At 70.2% G+C, this 25,161-nt stretch carries 18 protein-coding genes; 9 read left to right on the top strand and 9 right to left on the bottom strand.

The window, feature by feature from the left end; genetic code table 11:
* Positions 1 to 10 precede the first annotated feature (10 nt).
* Positions 11 to 520 carry a MarR family winged helix-turn-helix transcriptional regulator gene (locus tag STSP_RS06695; RefSeq protein WP_067273440.1) on the bottom strand — a complete coding sequence of 170 codons (510 nt, stop codon included), beginning with the start codon at positions 518 to 520 and terminating at the stop codon, positions 11 to 13.
* A 138-nt stretch (positions 521 to 658) separates the two neighbouring features.
* Between STSP_RS06695 and STSP_RS06690 the strand changes: the two genes are divergently transcribed.
* Positions 659 to 1,606 (top strand): EamA family transporter, encoded by a 948-nt coding sequence (locus tag STSP_RS06690; RefSeq protein WP_078066935.1) that lies wholly within the window; start codon positions 659 to 661, stop codon positions 1,604 to 1,606.
* Between the two features lie 40 nt (positions 1,607 to 1,646).
* Here the strand turns inward: STSP_RS06690 and pepN (STSP_RS06685) are convergent, their stop codons facing one another.
* Positions 1,647 to 4,211 (bottom strand): aminopeptidase N, encoded by a 2,565-nt coding sequence (gene pepN, locus STSP_RS06685; protein WP_067273438.1) that lies wholly within the window; start codon positions 4,209 to 4,211, stop codon positions 1,647 to 1,649.
* Between the two features lie 158 nt (positions 4,212 to 4,369).
* On the opposite strand from pepN (STSP_RS06685), the gene STSP_RS06680 reads away from it, so the two are divergent.
* A complete protein-coding gene (locus tag STSP_RS06680) occupies positions 4,370 to 4,960 on the top strand; it encodes a Uma2 family endonuclease (RefSeq protein ID WP_067273437.1) in 591 nt (196 codons plus the stop codon).
* Between the two features lie 254 nt (positions 4,961 to 5,214).
* On the opposite strand, the gene STSP_RS06675 is transcribed toward STSP_RS06680, so the two are convergent.
* Positions 5,215 to 6,243, bottom strand: a complete 1,029-nt coding sequence (locus STSP_RS06675) for an aspartate-semialdehyde dehydrogenase (RefSeq protein WP_067273435.1) — start codon at positions 6,241 to 6,243, stop codon at positions 5,215 to 5,217.
* A gap of 181 nt (positions 6,244 to 6,424) precedes the next feature.
* On the opposite strand from STSP_RS06675, the gene STSP_RS06670 reads away from it, so the two are divergent.
* Together STSP_RS06670 and STSP_RS06665 are read left to right on the top strand one after the other, a co-directional pair.
* Positions 6,425 to 6,940 (top strand): sigma-70 family RNA polymerase sigma factor, encoded by a 516-nt coding sequence (locus STSP_RS06670; protein WP_078066938.1) that lies wholly within the window; start codon positions 6,425 to 6,427, stop codon positions 6,938 to 6,940.
* Positions 6,937 to 7,746 carry a hypothetical protein gene (locus tag STSP_RS06665; RefSeq protein ID WP_067273431.1) on the top strand — a complete coding sequence of 270 codons (810 nt, stop codon included), beginning with the start codon at positions 6,937 to 6,939 and terminating at the stop codon, positions 7,744 to 7,746. Before STSP_RS06670 ends, STSP_RS06665 begins: the two co-directional genes overlap by 4 nt.
* A 114-nt stretch (positions 7,747 to 7,860) precedes the next feature.
* Here STSP_RS06665 and STSP_RS06660 read toward each other — a convergent pair whose 3' ends face one another.
* Positions 7,861 to 11,181: a S8 family serine peptidase gene (locus STSP_RS06660; RefSeq protein ID WP_067273430.1), complete on the bottom strand. Its 3,321-nt coding sequence runs from the start codon at positions 11,179 to 11,181 to the stop codon at positions 7,861 to 7,863.
* Positions 11,182 to 11,481: 300 nt separating this feature from the next.
* Between STSP_RS06660 and STSP_RS06655 the strand changes: the two genes are divergently transcribed.
* The gene (locus tag STSP_RS06655) at positions 11,482 to 11,943 is read left to right on the top strand and encodes an NUDIX hydrolase (RefSeq protein ID WP_067273421.1); all 462 of its coding nucleotides are present in this window, start codon (positions 11,482 to 11,484) and stop codon (positions 11,941 to 11,943) included.
* Positions 11,944 to 12,195: 252 nt separating this feature from the next.
* Complete coding sequence (locus tag STSP_RS06650) at positions 12,196 to 13,950, top strand: TIGR03767 family metallophosphoesterase (protein ID WP_067273418.1); 1,755 nt, start codon at positions 12,196 to 12,198, stop codon at positions 13,948 to 13,950.
* 76 nt (positions 13,951 to 14,026) lie between these two features.
* Here the strand turns inward: STSP_RS06650 and STSP_RS06645 are convergent, their stop codons facing one another.
* Both STSP_RS06645 and pepN (STSP_RS06640) read right to left on the bottom strand, forming a co-directional pair.
* Complete coding sequence (locus STSP_RS06645; protein WP_067273481.1) at positions 14,027 to 15,109, bottom strand: hypothetical protein; 1,083 nt, start codon at positions 15,107 to 15,109, stop codon at positions 14,027 to 14,029.
* Between the two features lie 303 nt (positions 15,110 to 15,412).
* A complete protein-coding gene (gene pepN, locus STSP_RS06640) occupies positions 15,413 to 17,998 on the bottom strand; it encodes an aminopeptidase N (RefSeq protein ID WP_067273417.1) in 2,586 nt (861 codons plus the stop codon).
* A 148-nt stretch (positions 17,999 to 18,146) separates the two neighbouring features.
* Here pepN (STSP_RS06640) and STSP_RS06635 point away from each other — a divergent pair, with 148 nt between their 5' ends.
* Entirely contained in the window at positions 18,147 to 18,785 is a 639-nt protein-coding gene (locus STSP_RS06635; RefSeq protein WP_067273414.1) for a mycothiol-dependent nitroreductase Rv2466c family protein, read from the top strand.
* Positions 18,786 to 18,901: 116 nt separating this feature from the next.
* Here STSP_RS06635 and STSP_RS06630 read toward each other — a convergent pair whose 3' ends face one another.
* On the bottom strand, positions 18,902 to 20,326 hold the full coding sequence (locus STSP_RS06630) for an amino acid permease (protein ID WP_067273409.1): 1,425 nt from the start codon (positions 20,324 to 20,326) through the stop codon (positions 18,902 to 18,904).
* Positions 20,327 to 20,523: 197 nt separating this feature from the next.
* Positions 20,524 to 21,960 (bottom strand): amino acid permease, encoded by a 1,437-nt coding sequence (locus STSP_RS06625; RefSeq protein ID WP_067273408.1) that lies wholly within the window; start codon positions 21,958 to 21,960, stop codon positions 20,524 to 20,526.
* Positions 21,961 to 22,293: 333 nt separating this feature from the next.
* Between STSP_RS06625 and STSP_RS06620 the strand changes: the two genes are divergently transcribed.
* Positions 22,294 to 22,878, top strand: coding sequence for a biotin transporter BioY (locus tag STSP_RS06620; protein ID WP_067273405.1), 585 nt, complete (start codon positions 22,294 to 22,296; stop codon positions 22,876 to 22,878).
* 95 nt (positions 22,879 to 22,973) lie between these two features.
* Here the strand turns inward: STSP_RS06620 and STSP_RS06615 are convergent, their stop codons facing one another.
* Complete coding sequence (locus tag STSP_RS06615; RefSeq protein ID WP_067273400.1) at positions 22,974 to 24,413, bottom strand: amino acid permease; 1,440 nt, start codon at positions 24,411 to 24,413, stop codon at positions 22,974 to 22,976.
* Between the two features lie 184 nt (positions 24,414 to 24,597).
* Between STSP_RS06615 and STSP_RS06610 the strand changes: the two genes are divergently transcribed.
* Positions 24,598 to 25,083, top strand: coding sequence for a ribose-5-phosphate isomerase (locus STSP_RS06610; RefSeq protein WP_067273398.1), 486 nt, complete (start codon positions 24,598 to 24,600; stop codon positions 25,081 to 25,083).
* Positions 25,084 to 25,161 lie beyond the last annotated feature (78 nt).

Here is a 25,161-nt window from a genome sequence, read left to right as displayed (position 1 = left end):
CGACGTACGGTCAGCTACCGCTGGCGCCCCCAAGCAACAGCCTCAGCAGGCCGGCCAATTGGCCGGCCTGCTCCGCGTCCAGCGCACCCAGCGCCTCCGTCTGCACCTCAAGCCCCGCGACGAGCGCCTCCTCGACCACCGCAAGCCCCTTCTCCGTCAGCGTCACCTGCAGTGCACGCCGATCGTGCGGATCGGGCGAGCGACGCAGCAACCCGGCCCGCTCCAGCTTGTCGAGGCGGCCCGTCATACCGCCGGTGGTCATCATCAGCGTCGCCGAGAGCTGGCGCGGAGAGAGCGTGTACGGCTTGTCGGCGCGGCGCAGCGTCGCCAGCACGTCGAACTCGCCGCGCGAGAGGCCGAAGCGGGCGTACACCTTCTCGACGCGGTCCCCCATCGTGCGCGCCAGGCGGTAGACGCGGCCGAAGATCTCCATCGCGGTCGTGTCGAGCTCGGGCCGGACGGCAGCCCACTGCTCGATGATCGCGTCGACGGGGTCCTTCTCCTGCGGGGTCGCGTTCATGGAAAAAGTATCGAGGAAAGATCGATCGACGGCAAGTAACTCCAGGCCAAGTATCTCTCTAGTCATCCACTTGCTAAAAAGTAGCTTAGAGCTAAGCTATTTTGGTCCAGGTGAGCCACGCGCCGGAGGGGACCGTCGATGAAGCGCGCCAGCACCGTCCTGTTCACCGCCCTCGCCCCCGTCTCCTGGGGGTCGACCTACGCCGTCACGACGGAGTTCATGCCCGCCGACCGTCCGCTGTTCACGGGACTGATGCGCGCCCTGCCCGCCGGAGTCGCCCTGCTCGCGCTCACCCGCGTGCTGCCGCGTGGTGCCTGGTGGTGGAAGGCGGCGACGCTCGGCGCGCTCAACATCGGCGCCTTCTTCCCGCTGCTCTTCCTCTCCGCGTACCGGCTGCCCGGCGGTATGGCGGCGGTCGTCGGTTCCGTCGGCCCGCTCTTCGTCGCCGGTCTGGCCGCACTGCTGCTGGGCGAGCGGCCGACCCCGCGCACCCTGCTGACCGGCATCGCGGCGGCCTTCGGGGTCAGCCTCGTCGTCCTCAGGGCCGCTTCGGCGCTGGACCTCGTCGGCGTACTCGCGGCCCTGGCCTCGACCGCGTCGATGGCGACCGGAACCGTGATGACCAAGCGCTGGGGGCGCCCCGAGGGCGTCGGCCCGCTCGCGCTGACCGGGTGGCAGCTCACCGCGGGCGGGCTGCTCATCGCGCCGGTGGCGTTGCTCGTCGAAGGCGCACCACCCGCGCTCGACGGCCGCAACATCGCGGGCTACGTCTATATGGCGCTCGCCAACACGGCGGTCGCGTACTGGCTCTGGTTCCGCGGCATCGGCCGCCTCACCGCCACGCAGGTCACCTTCCTCGGCCCGCTCTCCCCGCTCACCGCCGCCGTCATCGGGTGGGCGGCGCTGGGTCAGGCGCTCACGCCCGTGCAGCTCGTGGGCATGGCGATCGCCTTTGGCGCGACGCTCGCGGGACAGGTGCGGCCGCGGACCTCGGCCGCGGCGCCAGGTGTCCCCCGGATCTCTTCCGTGGAGCGGGGAATCCAGCGGATTCGCTCCCGACGACGTGTGGGGTGGCCCTCGGCCTGAGGGACACCCCACACGCATACGCCCACGGACGTACGAAGAACTACGCCGCCGCGTCCGCAGCCTGCGCCTTCAGGGCCCGCTCGATGCCCGCCCGGGACTCCGAGACCAGACGCCGCAGGGCCGCGTTCGGCTCGGCGGAGGCAAGCCAGGCGTCCGTCGCGTCCAGGGTGGCCTGGTCCACCTGGAGCGCCGGGTACAGGCCGATCACGATCTGCTGGGCCATCTCGTGCGAGCGGGACTCCCACACGTCCTTGACCGCGGAGAAGTACTTCTCCGTGTAGGGGGCGAGGAGTTCGCGCTGGTCGGTCTGCACGAAGCCCGCGATGACCGCCTCCTGCACGGCGTTCGGCAGCTTGTCGGACTCGACGACCGACGCCCACGCCTCCGCCTTGGCCTCGGGGGTCGGGCGGGCGGCCCGTGCGGTCGCCGCGTGGCGCTCGCCCGCCGCGGTCTTGTCGCGCTCGTACTCGGCCGCGATCTCCGCCTCGCCGAACCGGCCCGTGGCGGCGAGCCGCTCCACGAACGCCCAGCGCAGCTCGGTGTCGACGACCAGGCCCTCGATCGTCTCCGTGCCGTCGAGCAGGGCGGCCAGCAGGTCGAGCTGCGCGTCCGTGCGCGCGGTCGCGGCGAAGGCGCGCGCCCACGCCAGCTGGTGGTCGCTGCCCGGCGCGGCCGCCCGCAGGTGCTCCAGCGCCGCCTCGGTCCACTGCGCCAGGCCCGTCTCGCGCCACGCCGGGTCCGCGTACAGGTCGATCGCCAGCTTCACCTGGCGGTGCAGCGACTGGACCACGCCGATGTCCGACTCCTTGCCGACGCCGGACAGGACCAGCGACAGGTAGTCGCGGGTCGGCAGCTCGGCGTCGCGCGTCATGTCCCAGGCCGAGGCCCAGCTCAGGGCGCGCGGCAGCGAGGCCTCGAAGTCGCCGAGGTGCTCGGTGACCGCCTTCAGCGACTCCTCGTCGAGGCGGACCTTCGCGTACGACAGGTCGTCGTCGTTGAGCAGCACGATCGCCGGGCGCGCCGTGCCGACGAGCTGCGGCACGGGCGTCAGCTCACCGTCGACGTCCAGCTCGATACGGTCCGTCCGCACGAGGCTGCCGTCCTGGTGGTCGTACAGGCCGATCGCGATGCGGTGCGGACGCAGGATCGCCTCGCCCTTGGCTCCCGCCGGAAGCGCCGGGGCCTCCTGGCGGATCGCGAACGACGTGATCACACCGTCCGCGTCGGTCTCGATCTCCGGGCGCAGGACGTTGATGCCGGCCGTCTCCAGCCACTTCTTCGACCACGTCTTCAGGTCGCGCCCGGAGGTCTTCTCCAGCGCGCCCAGCAGATCGCTCAGCCGCGTGTTCCCGTACGCGTGCTGCTTGAAGTACGCCTGCACGCCGCTGAAGAACTCGTCCATGCCGACGTACGCCACGAGCTGCTTCAGGACGGAGGCGCCCTTCGCGTACGTGATGCCGTCGAAGTTGACCATGACGTCGTCGAGATCGCGGATCTCCGCCATGATCGGGTGCGTGGACGGCAGCTGGTCCTGGCGGTACGCCCAGGTCTTCTCCGCGTTGGCGAAGGTCGTCCAGGAATGCGGCCAGCGGGATCCGGGCGCGTGGGCCTGGCAGGCGACCGAGGTGTAGGTGGCGAACGACTCGTTCAGCCACAGGTCGTTCCACCACTCCATGGTCACGAGGTCGCCGAACCACATGTGGGCCAGCTCGTGCAGGATGGTCTCGGCGCGCCGCTCGTACGCCGCGTCCGTCACCTTCGAGCGGAACACGTACTGGTCGCGGATCGTCACCGCACCCGCGTTCTCCATCGCGCCCGCGTTGAACTCCGGCACGAAGAGCTGGTCGTACTTCTTGAACGGGTACGCGTAGTCGAACTTCTCCTGGAACCACTCGAAGCCCTGCCGCGTGACCTCGAAGATCGCGTCCGAGTCGAGGTACTCGGCGAGCGAGGGACGGCAGTAGATGCCGAGCGGCACGGACTGCCCGTCCTTCTCGTACACGCTGTGGACCGAGTGGTACGGGCCGACGATCAGCGCCGTGATGTACGTCGAGATGCGCGGCGTCGGCTCGAAGACCCAGACGTCGTCCTTCGGCTCCGGCGTCGGCGAGTTGGAGATCACCGTCCAGCCGCTCGGCGCCTTCACGGTGAACTGGAAGGTGGCCTTCAGGTCCGGCTGCTCGAAGCTCGCGAAGACGCGGCGGGCATCCGGGACCTCGAACTGCGTGTAGAGATACGCCTGGTTGTCGACCGGGTCGACGAAGCGGTGCAGGCCCTCGCCGGTGTTCGTGTACGCGCAGTCCGCGACGACCCGCAGCTCGTTCGGGCCCTGCAGCAGGCCCGGAAGCGTGATGCGCGAGTCGGCGAAGACCTCCGCCGGGTCCAGCGCGTCACCGTTGAGCACGACCTCGTGGACCGTCGGCGCCACCAGGTCGATGAAGGTCTCGGCCCCGCCCTCGGCCGCGTCGAACCGCACCGTGGTCACGGACCGGTAGGTGCCGCCCTCCTGCGCGCCGGAGAGGTCGAGATCGATCTCGTACGAGTCCACGGTGAGCAGCTTCGCCCGCTGCTGCGCCTCTTCACGGGTCAGATTCGTGCCAGGCACGCGGTCATCTCCTCGGTTCCTCGGTGCGTCTTCGCAACCACCGTTTTCCGTCCATCCTTCCACGCCGGGCGAGGTTCACCCGATCGTGGCGAAAGACGGCTACCTTGGATTCGTCGGCCGCCGCCGTTCCTACGCTGAGCGTGGAAGGAGGCGCCGCGATGACCCTGATGCACCACGAAACTGTCGAGGACGTCATGCGGAGCAAGGACGGGCACGAACTGCTGCGCTTTCTGGAGACGCTCCCCGAGCTCGACCAGCTCAAGATCGAGCTCATCGACGGAAAGATCGTGATGCAGGCATCGGCGGCACCGTTCCACAACCGCATCGTGACCAAGCTGGCCACACAGTTCGACGCGGCGGGCTGGGAGGCCCTGCCCGAGCAGGCCCTGATCTCCGAGATCTCCAGCTTCGAGCCGAAGGCGGATCTCACCGTCACGACCTCCGAGGCGATCCAGGACAACCTCAACCCGTTCCCCGCTCACCGGGTCGAGCTGGTCATCGAGGTCGTGTCCTCGGATAAGGACAGCGACTACATCAAGAAGCGCATGTGGTACGCGATGAGCGGGATCCCGCTCTATCTGCTCATCGACCCCAACGACGGCCTCATCGAGCTGCACCGGCAGCCGGAGAGGATGAGTTACCGGAGGGTCGACCCGTACCAGTTCGGCGAGGCCGTCGAGCTGCCGGAACCGTTCTCGTTCGCGGTCGACACCTCGCAGTTCAAGCTCTACCCGCCGAAGTTCCCGTGATGGGCGAAGACAAGGCCGAGAGTCGGCACGCGCGAAATGATGACCGTGGCGCACGGGTGGCTGGACGACGAGGGACGGGCCGTACATGGCGCGAGGTGCGTGCAGAGGCCATGGAGCGCTGGCCGTGGCTGAACTCGCCCGAGGCCGAGCAGGCGCGGGCGCGGACGCATGCCGAGAACACCGCCCGGAGCTGTGGGGACGATGAGTGAAGGGGGCGGCCACCGGTCGGTGGCCGCCCCCTTCACCGCGTACGGCTAGCGGCCCAGCTCCGCCGCCACCAGCTCCGCGATCTGCACCGCGTTCAGCGCGGCGCCCTTGCGGAGGTTGTCGTTGGAGACGAACAGCGCGAGGCCGTTCTCGACGGTCTCGTCGACGCGGATGCGGCCCACGTACGACGGGTCCTTGCCGGCCGCCTGGAGCGGGGTCGGGATCTCCGAGAGCTCGACGCCGGGGGCGTCGGACAGCAGCTCCGTGGCGCGCTCCACGCTGATCGGGCGGGCGAAACGGGCGTTGACCTGCAGGGAGTGGCCCGAGAAGACCGGCACGCGCACGCAGGTGCCGGAGACCTTGAGCTCCGGGATCTCCAGGATCTTGCGGGACTCGTTGCGGAGCTTCTGCTCCTCGTCGGTCTCGTTCAGGCCGTCGTCGACGATCGAGCCCGCGAGGGGGAGGACGTTGAAGGCGATGGGGCGCTTGTAGACGCCCGGCTCCGGGAAGTCCACGGCCTCGCCGTCGTGCGTGAGCTTGTCCGCGTCGGCGATCACCTTCTGCGCCTGGCCGTGCAGCTCGGCGACGCCCGCGAGGCCCGAGCCGGAGACGGCCTGGTAGGTGGTGACGACCAGGGCCTCGAGGCCCGCCTCCTCGTGCAGCGGACGCAGCACCGGCATCGCGGCCATCGTCGTGCAGTTCGGGTTGGCGATGATGCCCTTGGGGCGGTTCGCGATCGCGTGCGGGTTGACCTCGGAGACGACCAGCGGGACCTCGGGGTCCTTGCGCCAGGCCGAGGAGTTGTCGATCACGACCGCGCCCTGGGATGCGACCTTCTCGGCCAGCGCCTTCGAGGTCGCGCCGCCCGCCGAGAACAGAACGATGTCCAGGCCCGTGTAGTCGGCGGTGGAGGCGTCCTCCACGGTGACCGGGGTGCCCTTCCAGTCGATCGTCGAACCGGCCGACCGGGCCGAGGCGAACAGGCGCAGCTCGTCCACCGGGAAGTCCCGCTCGTCGAGGATCCTGCGCATGACTGTGCCGACCTGACCGGTGGCTCCGACGATTCCGACCCTCACGAGGACTCCTTCTTGCATGGGTGTGGCTGAGCTGCGGGTGCGGCTCCATGATGCGTATGCCCCCGGCCGCTTTTCCAATCCATTGTCCGAGGGGCGGGACGGTTCGCGGACGGGGAGAGTCGCGCGAACGTTTCCGGGTGCTCCGGCGTCGTAGGGGAAATGCAGGGAGGGGAGGGTGGCATTGCTGCGGCGAAAAGCCGGAAGAGTCCGTGACGCGGATCCGCTGGACGAGGCCCAGGAGGACCGGGTGCGGGCCGTGCTGGCACTGGGGGGCGTGCCCTACGCGGATCTGCCGGACGGGGTGCAGCAGGTCAGGCTCAGGCTGCTGGAACGGGCCGCGAAGGGGCATGACGCGCCGCGCGACGTGTCGGCGTGGGCCGCGGTCGTCGCCTCCAATCTGGCCATGGACTGGCACCGTGCACGCCGCCGCCAGGAGCGGCTCGGCGAGCGGCTCGCCTCGCTGCGGCAGGAACACCCGGTGGTCGAGGAGACCCGGGTGCTCTCGCTCGCCGTGGCCAAGGGCCTGGACACGCTGCCGGACGACCAGCGTCAGGTCGTGGTGCTGCGCTTCTATGCGGACCTGCCGGTGCGGGGGATCGCGCAGCAGCTGGGCATCCCTGAGGGGACGGTCAAGAGCAGGCTGCACACGGCCGTACGGGCGCTGCGGGCGCGGCTGCACGAGGAGGAGGTGGTGTGACGGTGGCCGGACACGACGACGGAGCCGAGTACGGCAGCGGGGGCGACGCTCTGCTGGCTGCGATCATGGACGAGCCCTTGTCCGGGGACGCCCGCGCGGACGCCGCCTTCATGGCCGAGTACGAGAAGGCTGTGGCGGATCTCACGGCGCTGCAGGCTCAGCTGCGCGGACTGGGGGACGCGCTGGCAGCGCCCGCGCGCCACACCACGGGCCAGAACCGCACCACTCCGAAGAGCACCACTCGGGCGGCCTCGGTGCCCGTGCCGGGCCGGACCAGGCACCGGTTCGCCATCGCGCTCGGCGCGCTCGCGGCCACCTGCGTCGCCGCTGTGTTCGGCGGTGTGCTGTGGTCCGGGCTGAGCAGGGGCACGGGCGACGCGGCGTCGTCCGCCAAGGAGGCAGCGGACAGTGCGGAGGGCGGTGCGTCGCTGTACTCACCGGAAGCGCGCATCGCCTGCTCCCGCGTCCTCGTCGAGGGCACGGTCGTCAGCATCACCCCGCGTGCCGACGGCGACGTGGACGTCGTACTGAAGGTCAAGCGCTACTACCGGCCCGAGCGCTCGGTGAAGGAGCACCCCACGATCACCGTGACGCTCCTTGGGACCGCGCGCGAGGACCTGAAGCCGGGCGTGTACACGCTGGTACGAGTTCCGCTTCTGGCCGACGACCGGCAGGACTGGGAAGTTGGCTGGGGGGTCGGCGACGCACGCAAGGACATCGAGAGGGCGCTGCCCGGCGCCAAGGGGATGGAGTGCCCCGCGGGGGGCGACCGGACGGGCGGCGACGACGCCCCGGCCGACAGCTGAGCCGACGGGGGTCGGAAAGGGAGAAACCCATCGGGGGAACCCACGGGGGGGAGGGGAAGCGGAAGGGGCGGGCGCCCGTAAGAGCGCCCGCCCCTCCCTGCGAGGGTCACCCCGTTACGGCGTGACCTTCTCGATCTTCACGCTGCCGACGCCCGCGACCGTGCCGCGCGCGTTCACCAGCTGCACCTCGCCGAAGAACTCGCGTCCCTCGGGAGCCGCCGCGTTGGCGACGACCTCGGCCGTGATCTCCGTCGACGCGCCGTGGCCGAGCTCCACCGCCTTCGACTCGTCGACCTTCACCTCACCGAGCGAGGAGGAGAAGAAGACGTCGAGGTAGTCGTACGCCGTCGAGCCGGACGGGATGCCGTAGCCGTAGACCTCGATGGTGTACGTGCCCGCGGCGGGCTTCGAGAGGCTCACGGACTCCTCCGAGTCCCCGTCTGCGGACGAACCGACCTCCTCGCCGGACTCGTCGTAGACGACCAGGTCGAGGTCGGCCGCCGCGTCGGACACGTTGCCGATGGCGACGTCGAGCCGCTCCGCGCCCTCGGGCACGACGACCGTGGTGGTCTGCGTCTCACGCTCGGCGATGGTCGGCCGTGCGGTCTTCGAGGAGCCGAGCGGGCCGCCCTGCACGGTGCCGTCGATCGCCGCGAAGCCGTTCGTCACCTTCCAGGAGACGGCGGCCGGGGTGCCGGCCTTGGCCTCCGGGACCGTCTGCACGGCCGGGTCGAAGGCCGCGCCCAGCACGGTGACGTCGAGCTTGTAGGGGTTGTCGAGCAGCGGCGACGTACGGCGCGACTCGACCTCGATCTCCCAGACGCCCGGCTGCGGGTTCGCGTAGGAGCGCAGGTCGGGGCGGCAGCCGTTGCCGTCGAGGTAGTTGCTGTAGCAGTTCGGCGTGGAGGTCACGTCGACCGGAACGCCGTACGGGTGGATCGCGATGAACCGGGTCTGGCTCTTGCCAAGGAGCCCGCCGATCGCGACCTCCAGGGACGTGGCGCCCTCGGGCACCGTCACGAAGTACGACTTGGTGCTGTTGCGCTGCACCGAGCCGGACGCGGCGAAGGTGTACGAGCCGCTCGTCAGGTCGCCCGCCACGACGACCGTGTTGAGGATCTGCTTGTCGACGCCCTCGGTGCTCGGGTCGTCCACCTCGAGGATCGCGCTGCGGACGCCCGTGTAGCGGGGCTTCGCGGCGATCTTGACGGTGACCGGCTTGTTCAGGCCGAGGCTGATCTCGTCCGGGCCGGCGATCGAGAAGGTGTCACCCGAGTTGTTGGCCAGGTCCAGCTCGTGGCGGACCGCCCGGTCGGGACCCGAGGTACGGGTGACCGTGACCTCGTAGACCTTCTTCTGGCCCTTCTGCAGACCGCCCTCGCGGTCGTAGATGCCGGTGCCGACGCCGGGCTCCGCGAGGAACTGGTCGATGCTCGTGTCGACCGGTGCCTTGACCGTGTACTCGTGGGCGGTCGCGCCGTCCTTGATCGCCTCCCACGCGTCGGGCACGTTGACCAGGCCCGCGCCCTCCTCGTACGCCTGCACCGCGGTGATGTGGCGGGCGGTGCTGGTCAGCGCGGTGCGCAGCTTCGCCGGGGTGAGGTCGATGCCCTTCGCCTTGGCGGCGGACAGCAGCAGCGCGGAGGCACCGGCGGCCTGCGGGGACGCCATCGAGGTGCCCTGCAGCATGCCGTAGCCGGCCGGGAGGCTGTAGCCCGCCTCGGCCACCGGCTGGCCGGCCACCCAGGTCTGGATCGTGTTGATCGCGGCACCCGGCGCCGAGATGGTCGGGGTGAAGCCGCCGTCCTCACGCGGACCGCGCGAGGAGAAGGGGAACATGGCGTACTTCTTCTCCACGACCGAGCCGTAGTTGGCGGCCCAGGTCTCCTTGGAGACGGTGGCGCCGACGGAGATCACCTTGTCGGCGAGCGACGGGTCGCCGATGGTGTTCGCGCCCGGTCCTGAGTTGCCCGCGGAGATCACCAGCTGCACGCCGTAGTCGTCGATGAGGCGCGTGTAGAGCCGGGCGCGCGCGTTGTTGCCGTCGTTGAGCGCCGGCAGGCCGCCGATGGACATGTTGACGATGTCCACGCCGCGGTTGATGACCAGATCGGCCATGCCCTCGGTCAGCGCGATGTTGGTGCAGCCGCCGGACCAGGTGCAGGCACGGGACGAGACCAGCTTCGCGCCGGGCGCCTGGCCGCTCATCTTGCCGCCGAACAGACCGTTGGCGGCGGTGATGCCGGCCACGTGCGTGCCGTGGGAGCCCTCGATGACGCCGATGCTGACGTAGTCGGCCTTGTCGCCCGCCGCGTTGTAGACGACGTCCTTGCGGATCTCGGCGACGAACGGGATGCGCTCGACGACCTCGGTGGACGGGTTGTCCGTCCCGAAGTAGCCGATCTGGAAGCCGTCCTTGTACGGCTTCATCGGCGTCTCGTCGGTGAAGTCCAGGTCGTCGTCGAGGTCGACGGTCATGGTGCCCGCGGCCGGGTCGTAGAGCACGCCCCAGACGTCGGTGGTGTCGCCGTCGCGGTTCAGGTCGCCGGCCATGTCGCCGCCGGTGGTGGCGGCCTCGGCGAAGTAGTTGAACTTGTAGGAGCCCGCGGGGGCGGCGAACTTCTCGGTGCCCTGGCTCGAGGTGGTGATCGTGAAGCTCGGGCCGGCGACCGAGGTGGTCATGCGCCGCCAGGTGCCGTCGCCGTCCGAGACCGGGTCGGTGGCCGTCACCCAGTCGACGATCTTGCGCTCGCCGGTGGTGGTCTTCTGCAGCGCCGGGTGGCCCAGGTCGACACCGGAGTCGAGGATGCCGATGGTGATGCCGCGGCCGTCGTACGACGGGTGGTCCTGGACGAAGTCGACCGAGCCCGTCTCGAAGGAAGGGTTGTACGGGTTCTTGGCCGGGGTCTTCTTGCCGGGGGCCGCATACGCGCCCTCCGCGGCGGTGCCGGCGCCCTTGGCCCTGTCCGCGGACGGGGTCGGGTCGTCCAGCGGGATCTCCTGCTTGAGGTCGATCGCCTGGACGGAGGAAAGTTTCTGCGCGGCCGCGATGGCCTTGTCCGCCTTGGCGGTGGGCACCGTGGCGCGGACGTAGCCGAGCTTGTCGATCGTCTTGCCGACCAGGCCGCCGTCGACGGCGTCGAGCTGCTCGGCGACCTGCTCGGTCTTGCCGGGCGTCGTCGCCACCATGAAGGTGACGTTCTTGTCGCCCTCGGCCTTGGCCTCGGCGAGGAGTTCGGCGTCGGCCGAACCGAGCTTGTCGTCGGCCGACTTGACGGTCGCGTCGGCCGGAGCCGGCGTCGGGTCCGCGTCCGCGGAGAAGGCCATGGGTAGCGGCCCGGCCGCGGAGAGCGCGGCCACCAGGCCGGCGGCCACGACGACGCGGGCCACGCGTCTCGCACCGGACGCGGGTGCGCGCTGGGAGTCGGAGGTCATCAGCATCCTTGTGGGTGAAGGTCCGGGTCTCTCGCACGGGACGGCTCTCGCACAGGAGAGCTCTCGCACGGGAGTCCGGAATTCGGTGCCTGATGGCCGCTCAGCTTTACGTATGAGACCACTGTTTGTGGAGTTTTTGCCTGTGGCGGGTTGGGTTCGTGGCGTACTTCCGCCATACGCCATGGGGGCGATGGCAGGAGATAGAGGGATTTGGACCGTGTGACGCGCGTAGGTGAGCTCGACGGCCGTACGCCCAAAGGGCGTGCGAGAAGAGGCCCCGTTGGGGCCTAACGTCTGTCCATGCAGAAGGAACTGAGGGTGGCGGCCTACGCCGTGTGCGTGAGGGATGGTCAGATGCTGCTGGCCCGCTGGGTTGCGGGCGACGGCACCAAGCACTGGACGCTGCCGGGCGGGGGCATGGACCACGGCGAGGACCCTTACGACACCGTGATCCGCGAGGTCGGCGAGGAGACCGGCTACACGGTTCAGCCGGCGGCGCTGCTCGGCGTCCACTCCGTGCTGCGCCGCTATCCGCGCAGGCTCGGCACGGTCGCCGACTTCCACGGGCTGCGCATCGTCTACGAGGCGCAGATCACCGGCGGCGCCCTGCGGTACGAGGAGAACGGCTCCACGGACATGGCCGCCTGGCAGGCGCTGGAGGACGTGCCGCGGCTGCAGCGCGTCGAGCTCGTCGACATCGGCCTGCAGATGTGGCGGGAGAGGCCGGCCGACGGCCATACGGTCCCCGAGCGCCGTAACTAGCCCCAACAGTCTGGAATCGCTCCAGTACCCCGGAAAGTGAACGGGGAGTGACCGCTTCCCCTCCGACCGGAGAGGGGTCCGTGTCACGCCGGGTAGTCCAAGATCCACGTTCGGCGATCGGCGCTGCCCGTTGCCGCCGAGTTAACGCGCAGGTCATCCCGTCTGCCAACGATCCAAGGGAAGGCGGGGAGTTCACACACCGGACTCCCCGTGCCCACTGCCGACGCGTTTCGCACTCGGGGAGACCGCGCCATGTCGCGCCTACGCTCTGTGGCCACCGCCGCTGCTGCCGCCACCACCGTCAACCGCCGTACGCTGCTAGCCGCCACCGGAGCGGTGTCCCTGTCCGCGGGCATCGGATACGCGCTCCGCCCCGGCAGCGCGCAAGCCGCGGCGGCCCCCACAGACGTCCCGACGGCGGTCTCTGCGTCCTCCCGGCAAGCGCCCCCCGCGCCGCTCGCCCCGTACGAGAGGGGCACCACCCTGAGCACGGTGTCCGCGCCCCGCTCCGGAGCGCCCGGCTACCGGCGTCTCGGCGACGGCCCGGCCTGGAAGCGCCTCGTACGGTCCGATCTGGCGGCCCCCAGGTCCGGCCGCACCGAACGGCGCACGGCGCTCGCCGCCTTCGTGCAGTTCACCGACCTGCACATCGTCGACGTCCAGCACCCGCTGCGCTACGAGTACCTGCGCTCCCAGACCGCCAGCGCCTGGCGACCGCAGGAGGCGCTCTCCGTGGCCGGTGCGATCTCCCTCGTGGAGCGCGTCAACGCGCTGCGCGGCGCCCCCGCCACCGGTGCGCCGCTGCACTTCGTCATGACGACCGGCGACAACACCGACAACAACGCGCGCTCCGAGCTCGAGTGGTTCCTGAAGGCGATGAGCGGCGGCCGCATCACGCCCAACACCGGCGCCCCCCGCCGCTACGAGGGCGTGCAGAACTCGGGCCTGAAGCTGTACTGGCAGCCCGACGATGCCCTGCGCGACGCCGACAAGCAGCTCGGGTTCCCGCACATCGACGGCTTCCTGGAGGCGGCGATCCGCGAGGTGCGCAGCCCGGGCCTCAACCTCCCCTGGTACTCGACGGTCGGTAACCACGACGCGCTGCCCGGCGGCTGCTACGCACCCGGCGACTCCTTCTTCGCCGACTTCGCCGTCGGCGGGCGCAAGCTGATGTCGCTGCCCGAGGCGCAGGGCGCGGCGCTGTGGAAGAACGTCAAGAAGGGCGGCGACCCCAAGGGCCAGGTCTTCAAGGAGGTACTGAAGAGCGAGGCACGGCGCATGCGTTCGGTCACCCCGGACGAGTCCCGCGCTCCCTTCACCCCGGCCGAGTACCTCAAGGCGCACCTGGACCCCGCGCACACCGGCCCCGGCCCGTTCGGCCACGGCTACACCGCCGCCAACCTCGCCGCCGGCACCCAGTACTACTCCTTCCGCATCGCCGACGACGTGCTCGGCATCAGCCTCGACACCACCGACCCGGGCGGCCACTACGAGGGTTCGCTCGGCACGGCCCAGCTGAAGTGGCTGGAGCGCACCCTGAAGGCGCACAAGGACGAGTACGTCATCGTCTTCAGCCACCACACCAGCAAGACGATGCGCAACCTCAACCCCGACCCGGGGCGCGCGGGCGAGGCCCGGCACGGCGGCGACGAGGTCCTCACGCTCCTGGGCCGCCACCGAAACGTCCTCGCCTGGGTCAACGGCCACAGCCACAAGAACAAGATCACCCCGCACGGCACCTTCTGGGAGATCTCCACGGCCTCCCACATCGACTTCCCGCAGCTGGCCCGCGTGATCGAGCTGGTGGACAACCACGACGGCACGATCTCGCTGTTCACCACACTGATCGAGTCCGCGGCCCCGCACGCCACCGACTTCGCGGACCTCTCCCAGACGGGCCTCGCCGCCCTCTACCGGGAGCTGTCCTTCAACGCACCGGGCGCCCGGTCGACGCTGTCGGGCACACCGGGGGACCGCAACACGGAGCTGGTCCTCAAGAAGGCGTGACGCGCAAGGTGAAGGGGCGGGCCCGTCCCGCGGGCTCCGCCCCTTCACCCAATGCCCTTCGGGGCCTCCGCTGACATCAGCGGGGCAGCACCACCACGTACGCCGCGGGCTCGCGGTCGACGGAGGCCATGAGCGCCGTCCGTACGACTGTCGCCTGCTGTTCGAGCGAGTCACGCAGTTTCTTCGGCGTGATGTGGACGACGGTGATGCCGAGCCGCTCCAAGTACTCGCGCTTGCGGGCGTACTCGGACCAGACGGCGTCGTCGCCGTGCGGCAGGTCTTGTCCCGGTGCCCGGGTGTCCAGCTCGACCGCGACGGCCTGGTCGGGCCAGTACGCGTCCACGCCGCCGAGGTGCGGGCCGCCCGGCAGACGAAGGTCCACGTTCCACAGCGGGTCGGGCAGCCGGTGCTCGCGCACCATCCGGTACAGCCCGTCCTCGGCGACGGCCCGGCCCTCGGCGAGCAGCGATTCGACGGCGTCGATCACGTGCGGGCGGTTCAGCAGCTGTGCCTCGGCCAACTCGCGTACGACGGCCGCCGGGTCGCAGTGGCCGCCGCGTACGGCCTCGGTGAGCAGGCGGCGTACCGCCTCGGTGTCCGACAGCTGTGCGACCGCGTCGGCGAGGGCCCGCGGGACGGGCGCCACCGGCAGGCCGGTGACCTGCTCGGGGACGGGCAGCTCGGGCGCGCGGACCAGACGCGCGAAGCCGGTCGAGCGCAGCCGGCGGGTGCGCGGCACGAGGACGTCGATGCGGTTGAGCGCGAGCAGCGGAGGAGCAGACGGGAGACGGTGCAGCGTGAGCGCCGCCAGGCCCGTGATCATTGCGTCGCCGTAGACGATCCGCTGCTGTCCCGGGCCGTGCGGCTCGCCCGGCTCGGGCTGCGCGGGGACGGTGTGCGCCGCGCGGCGGGGCGAGGGATTCCCCGCGTACAGCAGCACGGCGTGCAGCCGTTCCTCGCTGGTGGGAGGCCCGGAATGGAGGAGATGGACGCCGGGCAGGAGCTGCTGCCAGGGCCCGCCGGGCCGGCAGCGCGCGTTCGTCTCCGCGCCGGACACACCGTGCGCCCGGAGCTGCGCGGTGCTCATCACGCGCAGCCGGACGTCGGAGAGCGCGGGGCGGAGCAGGGGTCGGGGGGAGAGCGGGGCGTTGTGGTTCATGCCCCCGGACTTTCCCATCGCCTCCCGGCCCGTGAACCGCTGTTACGCAGCCGTCGAAAAACCCGGACAACCTCGCCCTAAAGTACGAACGTTCGACACCCGAAACCCGCTGGTCCATTCGGGGTTACGGCCCGCGCTGCCCGCGTTCGGTAACCGTGGTGGCAAACGGAGGGAGAGGGGGCGCGCCCATCACCGTTGTGGGCAGGCGTTCCGCAGGGCTGGGGGCACCTCCCAGCGGTAGCTGGGGGAGGGTGGGCACAACCCCCGAGCAACGGCGCCCAGGGGTCGTACCCAAGCAAAGAACTACAGCGTCCCCCCGGCGGCCCCGGCGTCGCACGCCTGCCCCCGCAGCGCCCGCGCAAGATCATCGCGCGCCTCGATGACAAGCCGCCGCAGCGCCGGAGGCGCGGAACGGCGGCCCTCCAACCACGCATCCGCCGCCGTCAGCGTCTCCGCCGAGTCCTGCAAGGACGGGAACAACCCCCGTACCACATCCATCCCGATCTGAATGGACCGCTCGCTCCACACCCGCTCGATCGCATCGAAGTACTTCGCGGCATACGGCGCGAGAAGCCCCCGCTGCGACGGCTGCGTGAACCCCGCGATCGTCGCCTCGACGAGCGCGTTCGACAGCGTGTCGGACTCGACGACGGCCGCCCAGGCCTGCGCCTTGACCGCCGCCGAAGGCCGCGCGGCCAGGCACCGGACCTGGTGCCGCTTGCCCGACGCCGTGTCGTCGCGGGCGAGCTCCGCCGCCAGCACGGCCTCGTCGGCCACCCCGTACGCGGCGAGCGGCTCGAGGAACGACCAGCGCAGCTCCTGGTCGACCTCGAGCCCTTCCAGCTTCTCGGTTCCCTCCAGCAGATCCCGGAGGAACTGCAGATCGGGCTCGCTCGACGCGACGGAGGCGAAGAACCGTGCCCAGGCCAGCTGGTGCTGGCTGCCCGGATCGGCGAGCCGCAGCTCCCGCAGCGCTCCGTCGGCCAGCAGCTGTCCGCCCTCCGCGCGCCACGCGGACGCCGCGTAGTGCTCATGCGCCGACTTCGCCCAGGCGTGCAGCATCTGCAGGACGCCGATGTCGGACTCACGGCCCCCGAACCGCAGCACGAGTGCGATGAACTCACGCGCGGGCATGAGCGCGTCGCGCGTGAGGTTCCACAGGGCGGACCAGCACAGCGCCCGCGCCAGCGGGTCGGTGATGTCGCCGAGGTGCTCCCGCAGGGTGGCCAGGGAGTTCTCGTCGAAGCGGATCTTGCAGTACGTGAGGTCGTCGTCGTTGACCAGCACGAGGTCCGGGGCGTCAGTACCCCCGAGCTCGCCGACGACCGTCCGCGCCCCCTCGACATCGGTCTCCACGCGCGCGTACCGCTCCAGAGCGCCGTCACCGGTCCGCCGGTAGAGGCCCACCGCCACGCGGTGCGGCCGCAGGTCAGGGTGCGACTCGGGCGCCTCCTGGACCACGGCCAGCTCGCTGACGCGGCCGTCGGCGCCCAGCAGCACCTGCGGAGTCAGGGAGTTGACCCCGGCGGTCTGCAGCCACGCCCGCGACCAGGCCGCCATGTCCCGCCCGGAGGTCTCCTCCAGGACCGACAGCAGATCGCCGAGCTGCGTGTTCCCGTACGCGTGCCGCTTGAAGTAGCGCCGCGAGCCCTCCAGGAAGGCGTCCTGCCCGGCGTAGGCCACCAGCTGCTTCAGGACGGACGCGCCCTTGGCGTACGTGATGCCGTCGAAGTTCAGCTTGGCGTCCTGCAGATCGCGGATGTCGGCCGTGATCGGGTGCGTGGAGGGCAGCTGGTCGGCCCGGTACGCCCACGCCTTGCGGCGGTTGGCGAAGGTGATCCAGCCGTCCTTGAAGCGGGTCGCGCCGACCAGCGAGAACGCGCCCATGAAGTCGGCGAAGGACTCCTTCAGCCACAGGTCGTCCCACCACTGCATGGTGACGAGGTCGCCGAACCACATGTGCGCCATCTCGTGCAGGATGACGTTGGCCCGGCCCTCGTACGCCGCCTGTGTCACCTTGCCGCGGAAGATGAACTCCTCGCGGAAGGTCACACAGCCCGGGTTCTCCATCGCGCCGAGGTTGTACTCGGGCACGAACGCCTGGTCGTACTTCCCGAAGGGGTACGGGTAGTCGAAGTGGTCGTGGAAGAAGTCCAGGCCCTGCTTGGTGACCAGGAAGACGTCGTCCGCGTCGAAGTACCTCGCCAGGCCCTTGCGGCACAGGGCGCCGAGGGGGATCTCCAGCGTCGTACCGTCCTCGAACGTGCGCGTGTAGGTGTCCGTCAGATAGTGGTAGGGCCCGGCCACGATCGCCGTGATGTAGGTCGAGATCGGCTTGGTCTCGGCGAAGTGCCAGATGCCGTCCTTGTGCTCTCCCACGCCGTTGGACCACACCGTCCATCCGGCCGGGGCCCGCACCTCGAAACGGAAGGGCGCCTTGAGGTCCGGCTGCTCGAAGTTCGCGAAGACGCGGCGCGAGTCGGCGGGCTCGTACTGCGTGTAGAGGTAGACCTCGCCGTCCTCCGGGTCGACGAAGCGGTGCATGCCCTCGCCGGTGCGGGAGTAGGCGCACTGCGCGTCCACGACCAGCTCGTTCTCGGCGGCGAGATCCTCCAGCGTGATCCGGGCGCCGTCGAACACCTCCCCGGGGTCGAGATCCCTGCCGTTGAGGGACACGGCCGTGACGCTCGGCGCGATCAGATCGGCGAACGTCGTCGCGCCCGGCTCGGCGCAGCGAAACCGGATCGTGGTCACGGAGCGGAACGTGCGCGGCTCCCGCTCGCTCCCGCCGACCGCGGAGCGCAGGTCGAGCTCGACCTCGTACCCGTCGACGGACAGCAGTGCGGCCCGCTCGCGGGCCTCGTCGCGGGACAGATTCTCACCGGGCACGGGCACTCCTTCGAAGGTCGTCGGAACCAGGGCCTGTCCGGCTGACCAGCGTCGGACAGCCCCTGATCGATCCTCTCATCCGGGAATGGGCGGAGGGCCGACGGTGTTTCAGTCCCCACGTGCCATTCCTGTCCTCATGAGGAGAGCCATGCCCGAGAAGACGCCCGTCGACTTCTGGTTCGACCCGCTGTGCCCCTGGGCCTGGATGACCTCCAGGTGGGTCCTGGAAGTGGAGAAGGTCCGCGACATCGAGGTCCGCTGGCACGTGATGAGCCTGGCCGTCCTCAACGAGCCGAAAATCGACGAACTGCCCGAGGAATACCGCGAACTGCTCGAGACGAAGGCCTGGGGGCCTGTCCGGGTGGTCATCGCCGCTCAGCAGGAGCACGGGCCCGAGGTGCTCGGCGACCTCTACACCGCGATCGGCACGCGGGTCCACAACCAGGGCGAGGGCATGGAGAAGGAGGTCATCGCCGCCGCGCTGAAGGACGTCGGCCTGCCCGCCTCCCTCATGGACCACTGGGACTCCACCCCGTACGAGGCCGAGCTGCGCGCCTCGCACAAGGAGGGCATCGACAAGGTCGGCCAGGACGTCGGCACCCCGGTCATCGCCGTACCCGGCGAGGACGGCGAGCAGATCGCGTTCTTCGGCCCGGTCGTCACCCCGACCCCGAAGGGCGAGGAGGCGGCCAAGCTGTGGGACGGCACCCTCCTCGTCGCCTCGGTCCCGGGGTTCTACGAGATCAAGCGCACGCGCACCAAGGGGCCGGACTTCAGCAACCTGTAGGACCCGGCAGCAGCACAAGGCCCTCGCAGGGACCGAACTCCGTGCGAGGGCCTTGTGCTACCGGTGTGCTGTGCTGCCGGTGTGCTGTGCTGTGCTGGCGATGCGCGGTGCGCGGGTCAGCCCTTGGCCCGTGCCCTCTGCCACGCGTACCCGACAACCGCCAGGAACAACGTCATCCCGCCCGTCGAGTACAACTGCACACGGGTGCCAGGCTCGCGCGCCATCAGGACGAAGATCGCGGCCATCCCGGCCAGCGCGACCCACGTCAGCACCGGGAACGCCCACATCCGCACGACCAGCTTCTCGGGCGCCTCGCGCTCGAGCGCCCGGCGCATCCGCAACTGGGAGACGGCGATGAAGAACCAGACCACCAGGATGACCGCGCCGATCATGTTGAGCAGCCAGGGGAACACGTCGTCCGGCCGCCAGTAGCTGAGCACCACGCAGACGAAGCCGAAGACGCAGGACGCCAGTACGGCCACGCGCGGCACACCGCTCGAGACCCGGCCCAGTGCCTTCGGGCCCTGGCCGCGCGCGACCAGCGAGTACGCGATGCGGGACGAGCCGTAGATGTTGGCGTTCATCGCGGAGAGCAGCGCGACCAGCACGATCACGTTCATCAGCTGTCCGGCGCCCGGGATCCCGAGGTGGTCGAGCGTCGCCACGTACGGGCCCTTCTCGACGACCGCCTTGTCGTCCCACGGCACCAGCGTGACGATGACCGCCATCGAGCCGATGTAGAAGAGCGCGATGCGCCACATCGCGGTGCGCACGGCCTTCGAGACGCCTTCGACGGGCTTCTCGGACTCGGCCGCAGCGATGGTGACCGTCTCAATGCCGCCGTACGCGAAGACGGAGGCCAGCAGGCCGATGACCAGCCCCTCGCCGCCGTTCGGCAGGAAACCGCCGTCGCCGGTGAGGTTGCTCGTACCGGGCGCGTCGGTGCCGGGCAGCACGCCCAGGATCGCCAGGACGCCGAGCACCAGGAAGAGCGTGATCGCGCCGACCTTCAGCGCGGCGAACCAGAACTCGAACTCGCCGAAGTTGCGGACGGCAGCCAGGTTCGCCCCGCAGAAGACGACCATGAACAGGGCCACCCACACCCACTCGGGCGTACCCGGCAGCCAGCCGCTGACGATCTTCGCCGCGCCGATGCCCTCCAGGCCCACGGCCGTGCAGAGCAGCACCCAGAACGACCAGCCCGCGGTGAATCCCGCCCACGGCCCGATCGCCCGCTCCGCATGCGCGGAGAAGGAGCCCGACGACGGATACGCGGCGGACATCTCGCCGAGCATCCGCATCACGAGCATGACAAGGAGGCCCGACACCGCGTAGGCGATGACGATGGAAGGACCCGCGGCCGCGATGCCCGCTCCCGATCCGACGAAGAGCCCGGCGCCGATCACGCCGCCGAGGGCGATCATCGACAGGTGCCGCTGCTTGAGGCCGTGCGAGAGCGAGTCGCCGGCAGGGGCGGCGCTCTCGGGGCGGGTCGAGGTGTCGGCCGGTGAGGGCTCGACGGACGGCGTGGTCCGAGACATGCGCGGGTTGTCCGTAACGTGAGACGGCATTTCCAACGGCACAGTGTGGGCACCGCACCCGCTCAGATGAAGATCATGACCGATATGCGGACAGTGGCTGTGCGGAGCGTAATCGGGGGCGCGCTGTGTGCGATCACCTGGGCGGCTCTGGGCGATCACCTGAACGCGTCCAGGCGATCGCACAGAGCCGATGGTGGTCAGCCGGCCCGACGCTCCACCAGCTCCCGAACACCCGCACACACCAGCACGAACGCCGCCGCCCCCGCCGACCACAGCACCTGCGGCCGTGCCCCGTCGTCCGTCAGCATCAGCCCGAGCACGGCCGCCATCCCGGCCAGCGCCGCCCACGTCAGCCACGGGAACGCCCACATCTTCAGCACCAGCCGCTCGGGCGCCTCCCGTTCGATGCGCCGCCGCAGCCGCAGCTGGGACACCGCGATCAGCGCCCAGACGAACAGCAGCACGGCGCCGACCGCGTTCAGCATGTAGAGGAACACCGTGTCGGGCCACTCCAGATTGAGCAGCACCGAGACGAAACCGAAGGCCACGGACGCGAGCACCGCGCGCCGCGGAACCCCGCCGCGGTCAACCTTCAGCAGCGCCTTGGGTGCCTCACCGCGCTCGGCCAGCGAGAAGACCATGCGGGACGAGCCGTACAGATTGGCGTTCAGCGCCGACAGCAGCGCGACGAACACCACGATGTTCATGATCGTGCCCGCCGACGGTACCCCGACCGAGTCCAGCACCTTCACATACGGACTGAGCCCCGCCCGCTGCGCCGTCCACGGCAGCACCGTCACGATCACCAGCATCGACCCGACGTAGAAGAAGAGGATCCGGTACACCGCGCTGCGCACCGCCCGCGCGACCGAGCGGGCCGGGTCGTCCGACTCGGCCGCGGCGATCGTCACCACCTCCAGGCCGCCGAAGGCGAAGACGACCGCGAGCACACCCGAGACGACCCCCTCCCAGCCGTGCGGCAGGAACCCGCCGTGGCCCGTCAGGTTCGTCAGCCCCACGGGATCGGTGTCCGGCAGCATCCCGAAGATCGCGAGCAGGCCCAGCACCAGGAAGAGCACGATCGCGGCGACCTTCAGCGCGGCGAACCAGAACTCGAACTCGCCGAAGTTCCGCACGGCGGCGAGATTGACCCCCGTGAAGACCACCATGAAGATCAGCACCCACGTCCACTGCGGCACCGACGGCACCCAGCCGTGCGCGATCGTCGCGGCGCCCGTCGCCTCCACGGCGAGCACGACGACGAGCAGGAACCAGTACAGCCAGCCGACCGTGAACCCGGCCCACCGGCCGAGCGCCCGCTCCGCATGCACCGAGAACGCCCCCGACGCCGGCATCGCCGCCGACATCTCGCCGAGCATCCGCATCACGCACATCGCCAGCGCACCCGCCAGCAGATACGACACGACGATCCCCGGACCGGCCACGGCGATCCCCGCCCCGGAGCCGACGAACAGCCCCGCACCGATCACACCGCCGAGACCGAGCATCGTCAGATGCCGCTGCTTCAGCCCGCCCGCAAGGGGCTCCGGCTCCTGGCCCAGGGGCGCGGCGGTGGCGGAGTGCGGCCCCGCGACCGCGGTCCCGGCTGCCTGATCGGGCGGTTCGTTGTGCATGTGCGGCTCGTGCCCTCGCGGCTCTGGGAGGTCCAGGAGGTCCATGGAGGCCCAGCAGGGCTGCGCCGTCCCGGAGTTCCCGCCTCCGTGGCGATGTCCCGGCCGATTGGCGAGACCCTACAGTCTCTCCGCGCGCCACCCGCCGACGCAAAACGGGCCATACGCGGATGGCCACCAGTGACAAGCATCACGCCCTCAGACGCATACCCGACGCCTTTTGTGCAGAGCCCACGAACTGCTCGATCCCGCCTTTGTCAGCCGCTGACGGTGATCAGCGCCGGACCGCTGGGATAGCGTCACCCTGTCCCACTGCCGTCACCCAGCGGAGTCCCGATGAGCACTGCTGCCGTCTCCACCCGTCCCGGCGAGGTCCTCGCCGACCTGCTCCCCGCCTCCCGTGTCCGGGACGTCGCGCTCGTGCTCGGCGGTGCCGCGCTCACCGGGATCGCAGCCCAGATCGCGGTGCCCGTGCCGGGCTCGCCCGTGCCGGTGACCGGCCAGACCTTCGCCGCGCTGCTCGTCGGCACGGCCCTGGGCGCCCGCCGCGGCTTCCTGTCGCTCGCCGTGTACGCCCTCGCCGGCATGGCCGGCGTCCCGTGGTTCGCCGAGGGCACCTCCGGCGCGGCCGCCCCCTCCTTCGGCTACATCATCGGCCTGCTCCTGGCCGCCACCCTGGTCGGTGCTCTGGCCCGCCGCGGCGGCGACCGCTCCGTGCTCCGCACCGCCGGGACCATGCTGCTCGGCGAGGCCGTCATCTACGCCGTCGGCGTCCCGTACCTGGCCCTCGCCACCGGAATGACCCTGACCCAGGCCATCGCCGCCGGGCTCACCCCGTTCCTCATCGGCGACGCCCTGAAGGCGGTCCTCGCGATGGGCGCGCTGCCCACCGCCTGGAAGCTGGCCGGGCGCCGCGGCTGACACCCGCAGCCGACGACGACGAAGCCCCCGCGGTGAGAACCGCGGGGGCTTCATACGTTGCAGCAGGACTCGGCGGGCCTCAGGCCTTGGCGGCCTCAGACCTTGGCGCGCTGGACCTTCTGCCGCACCACCGCGATGGCCAGGACGATGGCCGCGACCAGCAGCGACAGCAGCACGGTCTCGCGTCCGTTGTGCGCGGTGTCGGTGAGCATGTAGCCGAGTACGAACACGATGAGAGCGATCGTCGCCCAGGTGAGGTAGGGGTACAGCCACATGCGGACGACCAGCTTCTCGGGCGACTCCCGCTGGATGATCTTTCGCATGCGCAGCTGCGAGAAGCAGATTACGAGCCAGACGAACAGGGCGACGGCGCCCGAGGAGTTGACGAGGAAGAGGAAGACGGTGTCTGGGAAGGCGTAGTTGAAGAACACTGCGACGAACCCGAAGACCACGGAGGCGAGGATGGCCGCCCTCGGCACGCCGCGTGAGGTGGTCCGGGCGAAGGCCTTGGGTGCGTCACCGCGCTCGCCGAGCGAGAACGCCATGCGAGAGGCGGTGTACAGGCCGGAGTTCAGGCAGGACAGCACGGACGTCAGCACGATGAAGTTCATGATCTGGCCGGCGTTCGGAATGGCCAGGGAGTCGAGCGCGGCGACGTAGGAGCCGTCCTTGGTGATGCTCGGGTCGTTCCACGGCAGCAGAGACACGACGACGAAGATCGAGCCGAGGTAGAAGACCGCGATACGCCAGATGACGCTGTTGACCGCCTTGGTGACCGCGCGCTGCGGGTCCGCGGACTCGGCGGCCGCCAGGGTGGCGATCTCGCTTCCCATGAAGGAGAAGACGACCAGCAGCATGCCGGTGAGGATCGCGCCCGGCCCGTTCGGCAGGAAACCGCCGTGCCCGGTCAGGTTGCCGAGGCCGGCGCTGTCGCTGTCCACGCCCGGAAGGACGCCGAAGACGGCCAGGCCGCCGATGACGATGAACGCGGAGATCGCCACGACCTTGATGCCCGCGAACCAGAACTCGAACTCGCCGTAGGAGGCAACGGAGCCCAGGTTGGTCGCGGTGAGGACGACCATCACGATGAGCGCCCAGGCCCACTGGGGTACGGCCGGTATCCAGCTCTCCAGGATCACCGCACCCGCGGTGGCCTCGACCGCGAGCACGACGACCCAGAAGAACCAGTACAGCCAGCCGATCGAGAACCCGGCCCAGCGGCCCAGTGCGCGGTCCGCGTGGGAGGAGAAGGAGCCGGAGGTGGGGTTGGCGGCGGACATCTCGCCGAGCATGCGCATCACGAGGACGACCATGGCGCCGACCAGCGCGTACGACAGGAGAATGCCGGGGCCGGCCGTGGCGATGCCGGAGCTGGAGCCGACGAAGAGTCCGGCGCCGATGACACCGCCGATGGCGATCATCGAGAGATGGCGGTTCTTGAGGCCCGCCTTCAGTCCGTCACCGTTTCCGGGCTGCGATTGCCCGGAGGAGGGCGTCTCGGTGTCTGCCTTCGCAAGGTGGGGCTGCGAGGTCATAGACGAATCCTTAATTTTCGGGGACGAGCCCTCGCATTCAAACCCAGGGGTGTTACGGACGGAAGTCGCTATTCCGGAATGTTGTGTATCGCATAGCGCGACAAGTTTCGGATGGTGACGGTCTGTGGCGGTGTCGCCGACCCGCGCGCGGCCACCGGCACCAGGGCATGCCACACTCAGACCCATGCGCGTGTACCTCGGCTCGGATCATGCCGGCTACGAACTCAAGAACCACCTCGTCGAGTGGCTCAAGGCCCACGGCCACGAGCCCGTCGACTGCGGGCCCCACATCTTCGACGCCCAGGACGACTACCCGCCGTTCTGCCTGCGTGCGGCCGAGAAGACGGCCGCGGACCCCGAGTCCCTCGGCATCGTGATCGGCGGCTCCGGCAACGGCGAGCAGATCGCCGCGAACAAGGTCAAGGGCGTCCGCGCCGCACTCGCCTGGAGCGAGCAGACCGCCGCGCTGGGCCGCGAGCACAACAACGCCAACGTCGTCGCCATCGGCGCCCGCATGCACTCCACCGACGAGGCCGTGCAGTTCGTCGAGACCTTCCTCAACACGCCGTTCTCCGGTGACGAACGTCACGTCCGCCGCATCGACATGCTGTCGGCGTACGAGACGAAGGGCGACCTGCCGCCGATCCCGGCGCACCACCCGCAGCAGTAGCCAGGGGGTCGGGCCCCGGAACGCCGCTCGCCGCGGAGCGGCGCAGCACCCCGCCGCCCCCGCCCCGCGCCCCCCGGC

Source organism: Streptomyces jeddahensis, assembly GCF_001642995.1.
Classification (GTDB): domain Bacteria; phylum Actinomycetota; class Actinomycetes; order Streptomycetales; family Streptomycetaceae; genus Streptomyces; species Streptomyces jeddahensis.
The sequence above is the reverse complement of the archived record's forward strand: the minus strand, read 5'-3'. Positions and strand labels throughout refer to the sequence as shown.

Coding starts and splice junctions, on each gene's coding strand:
- STSP_RS06695 (WP_067273440.1), bottom strand. CDS start 520: ATGAACGCGACCCCGCAGGAGAAGGACCCCGTCGACGCGATCATCGAG.
- STSP_RS06690 (WP_078066935.1), top strand. CDS start 659: ATGAAGCGCGCCAGCACCGTCCTGTTCACCGCCCTCGCCCCCGTCTCC.
- STSP_RS06680 (WP_067273437.1), top strand. CDS start 4,370: ATGACCCTGATGCACCACGAAACTGTCGAGGACGTCATGCGGAGCAAG.
- STSP_RS06660 (WP_067273430.1), bottom strand. CDS start 11,181: ATGACCTCCGACTCCCAGCGCGCACCCGCGTCCGGTGCGAGACGCGTG.
- STSP_RS06655 (WP_067273421.1), top strand. CDS start 11,482: ATGCAGAAGGAACTGAGGGTGGCGGCCTACGCCGTGTGCGTGAGGGAT.
- STSP_RS06650 (WP_067273418.1), top strand. CDS start 12,196: ATGTCGCGCCTACGCTCTGTGGCCACCGCCGCTGCTGCCGCCACCACC.
- STSP_RS06645 (WP_067273481.1), bottom strand. CDS start 15,109: ATGAACCACAACGCCCCGCTCTCCCCCCGACCCCTGCTCCGCCCCGCG.
- STSP_RS06635 (WP_067273414.1), top strand. CDS start 18,147: ATGCCCGAGAAGACGCCCGTCGACTTCTGGTTCGACCCGCTGTGCCCC.
- STSP_RS06630 (WP_067273409.1), bottom strand. CDS start 20,326: ATGTCTCGGACCACGCCGTCCGTCGAGCCCTCACCGGCCGACACCTCG.
- STSP_RS06625 (WP_067273408.1), bottom strand. CDS start 21,960: ATGCACAACGAACCGCCCGATCAGGCAGCCGGGACCGCGGTCGCGGGG.
- STSP_RS06620 (WP_067273405.1), top strand. CDS start 22,294: ATGAGCACTGCTGCCGTCTCCACCCGTCCCGGCGAGGTCCTCGCCGAC.
- STSP_RS06615 (WP_067273400.1), bottom strand. CDS start 24,413: ATGACCTCGCAGCCCCACCTTGCGAAGGCAGACACCGAGACGCCCTCC.
- STSP_RS06610 (WP_067273398.1), top strand. CDS start 24,598: ATGCGCGTGTACCTCGGCTCGGATCATGCCGGCTACGAACTCAAGAAC.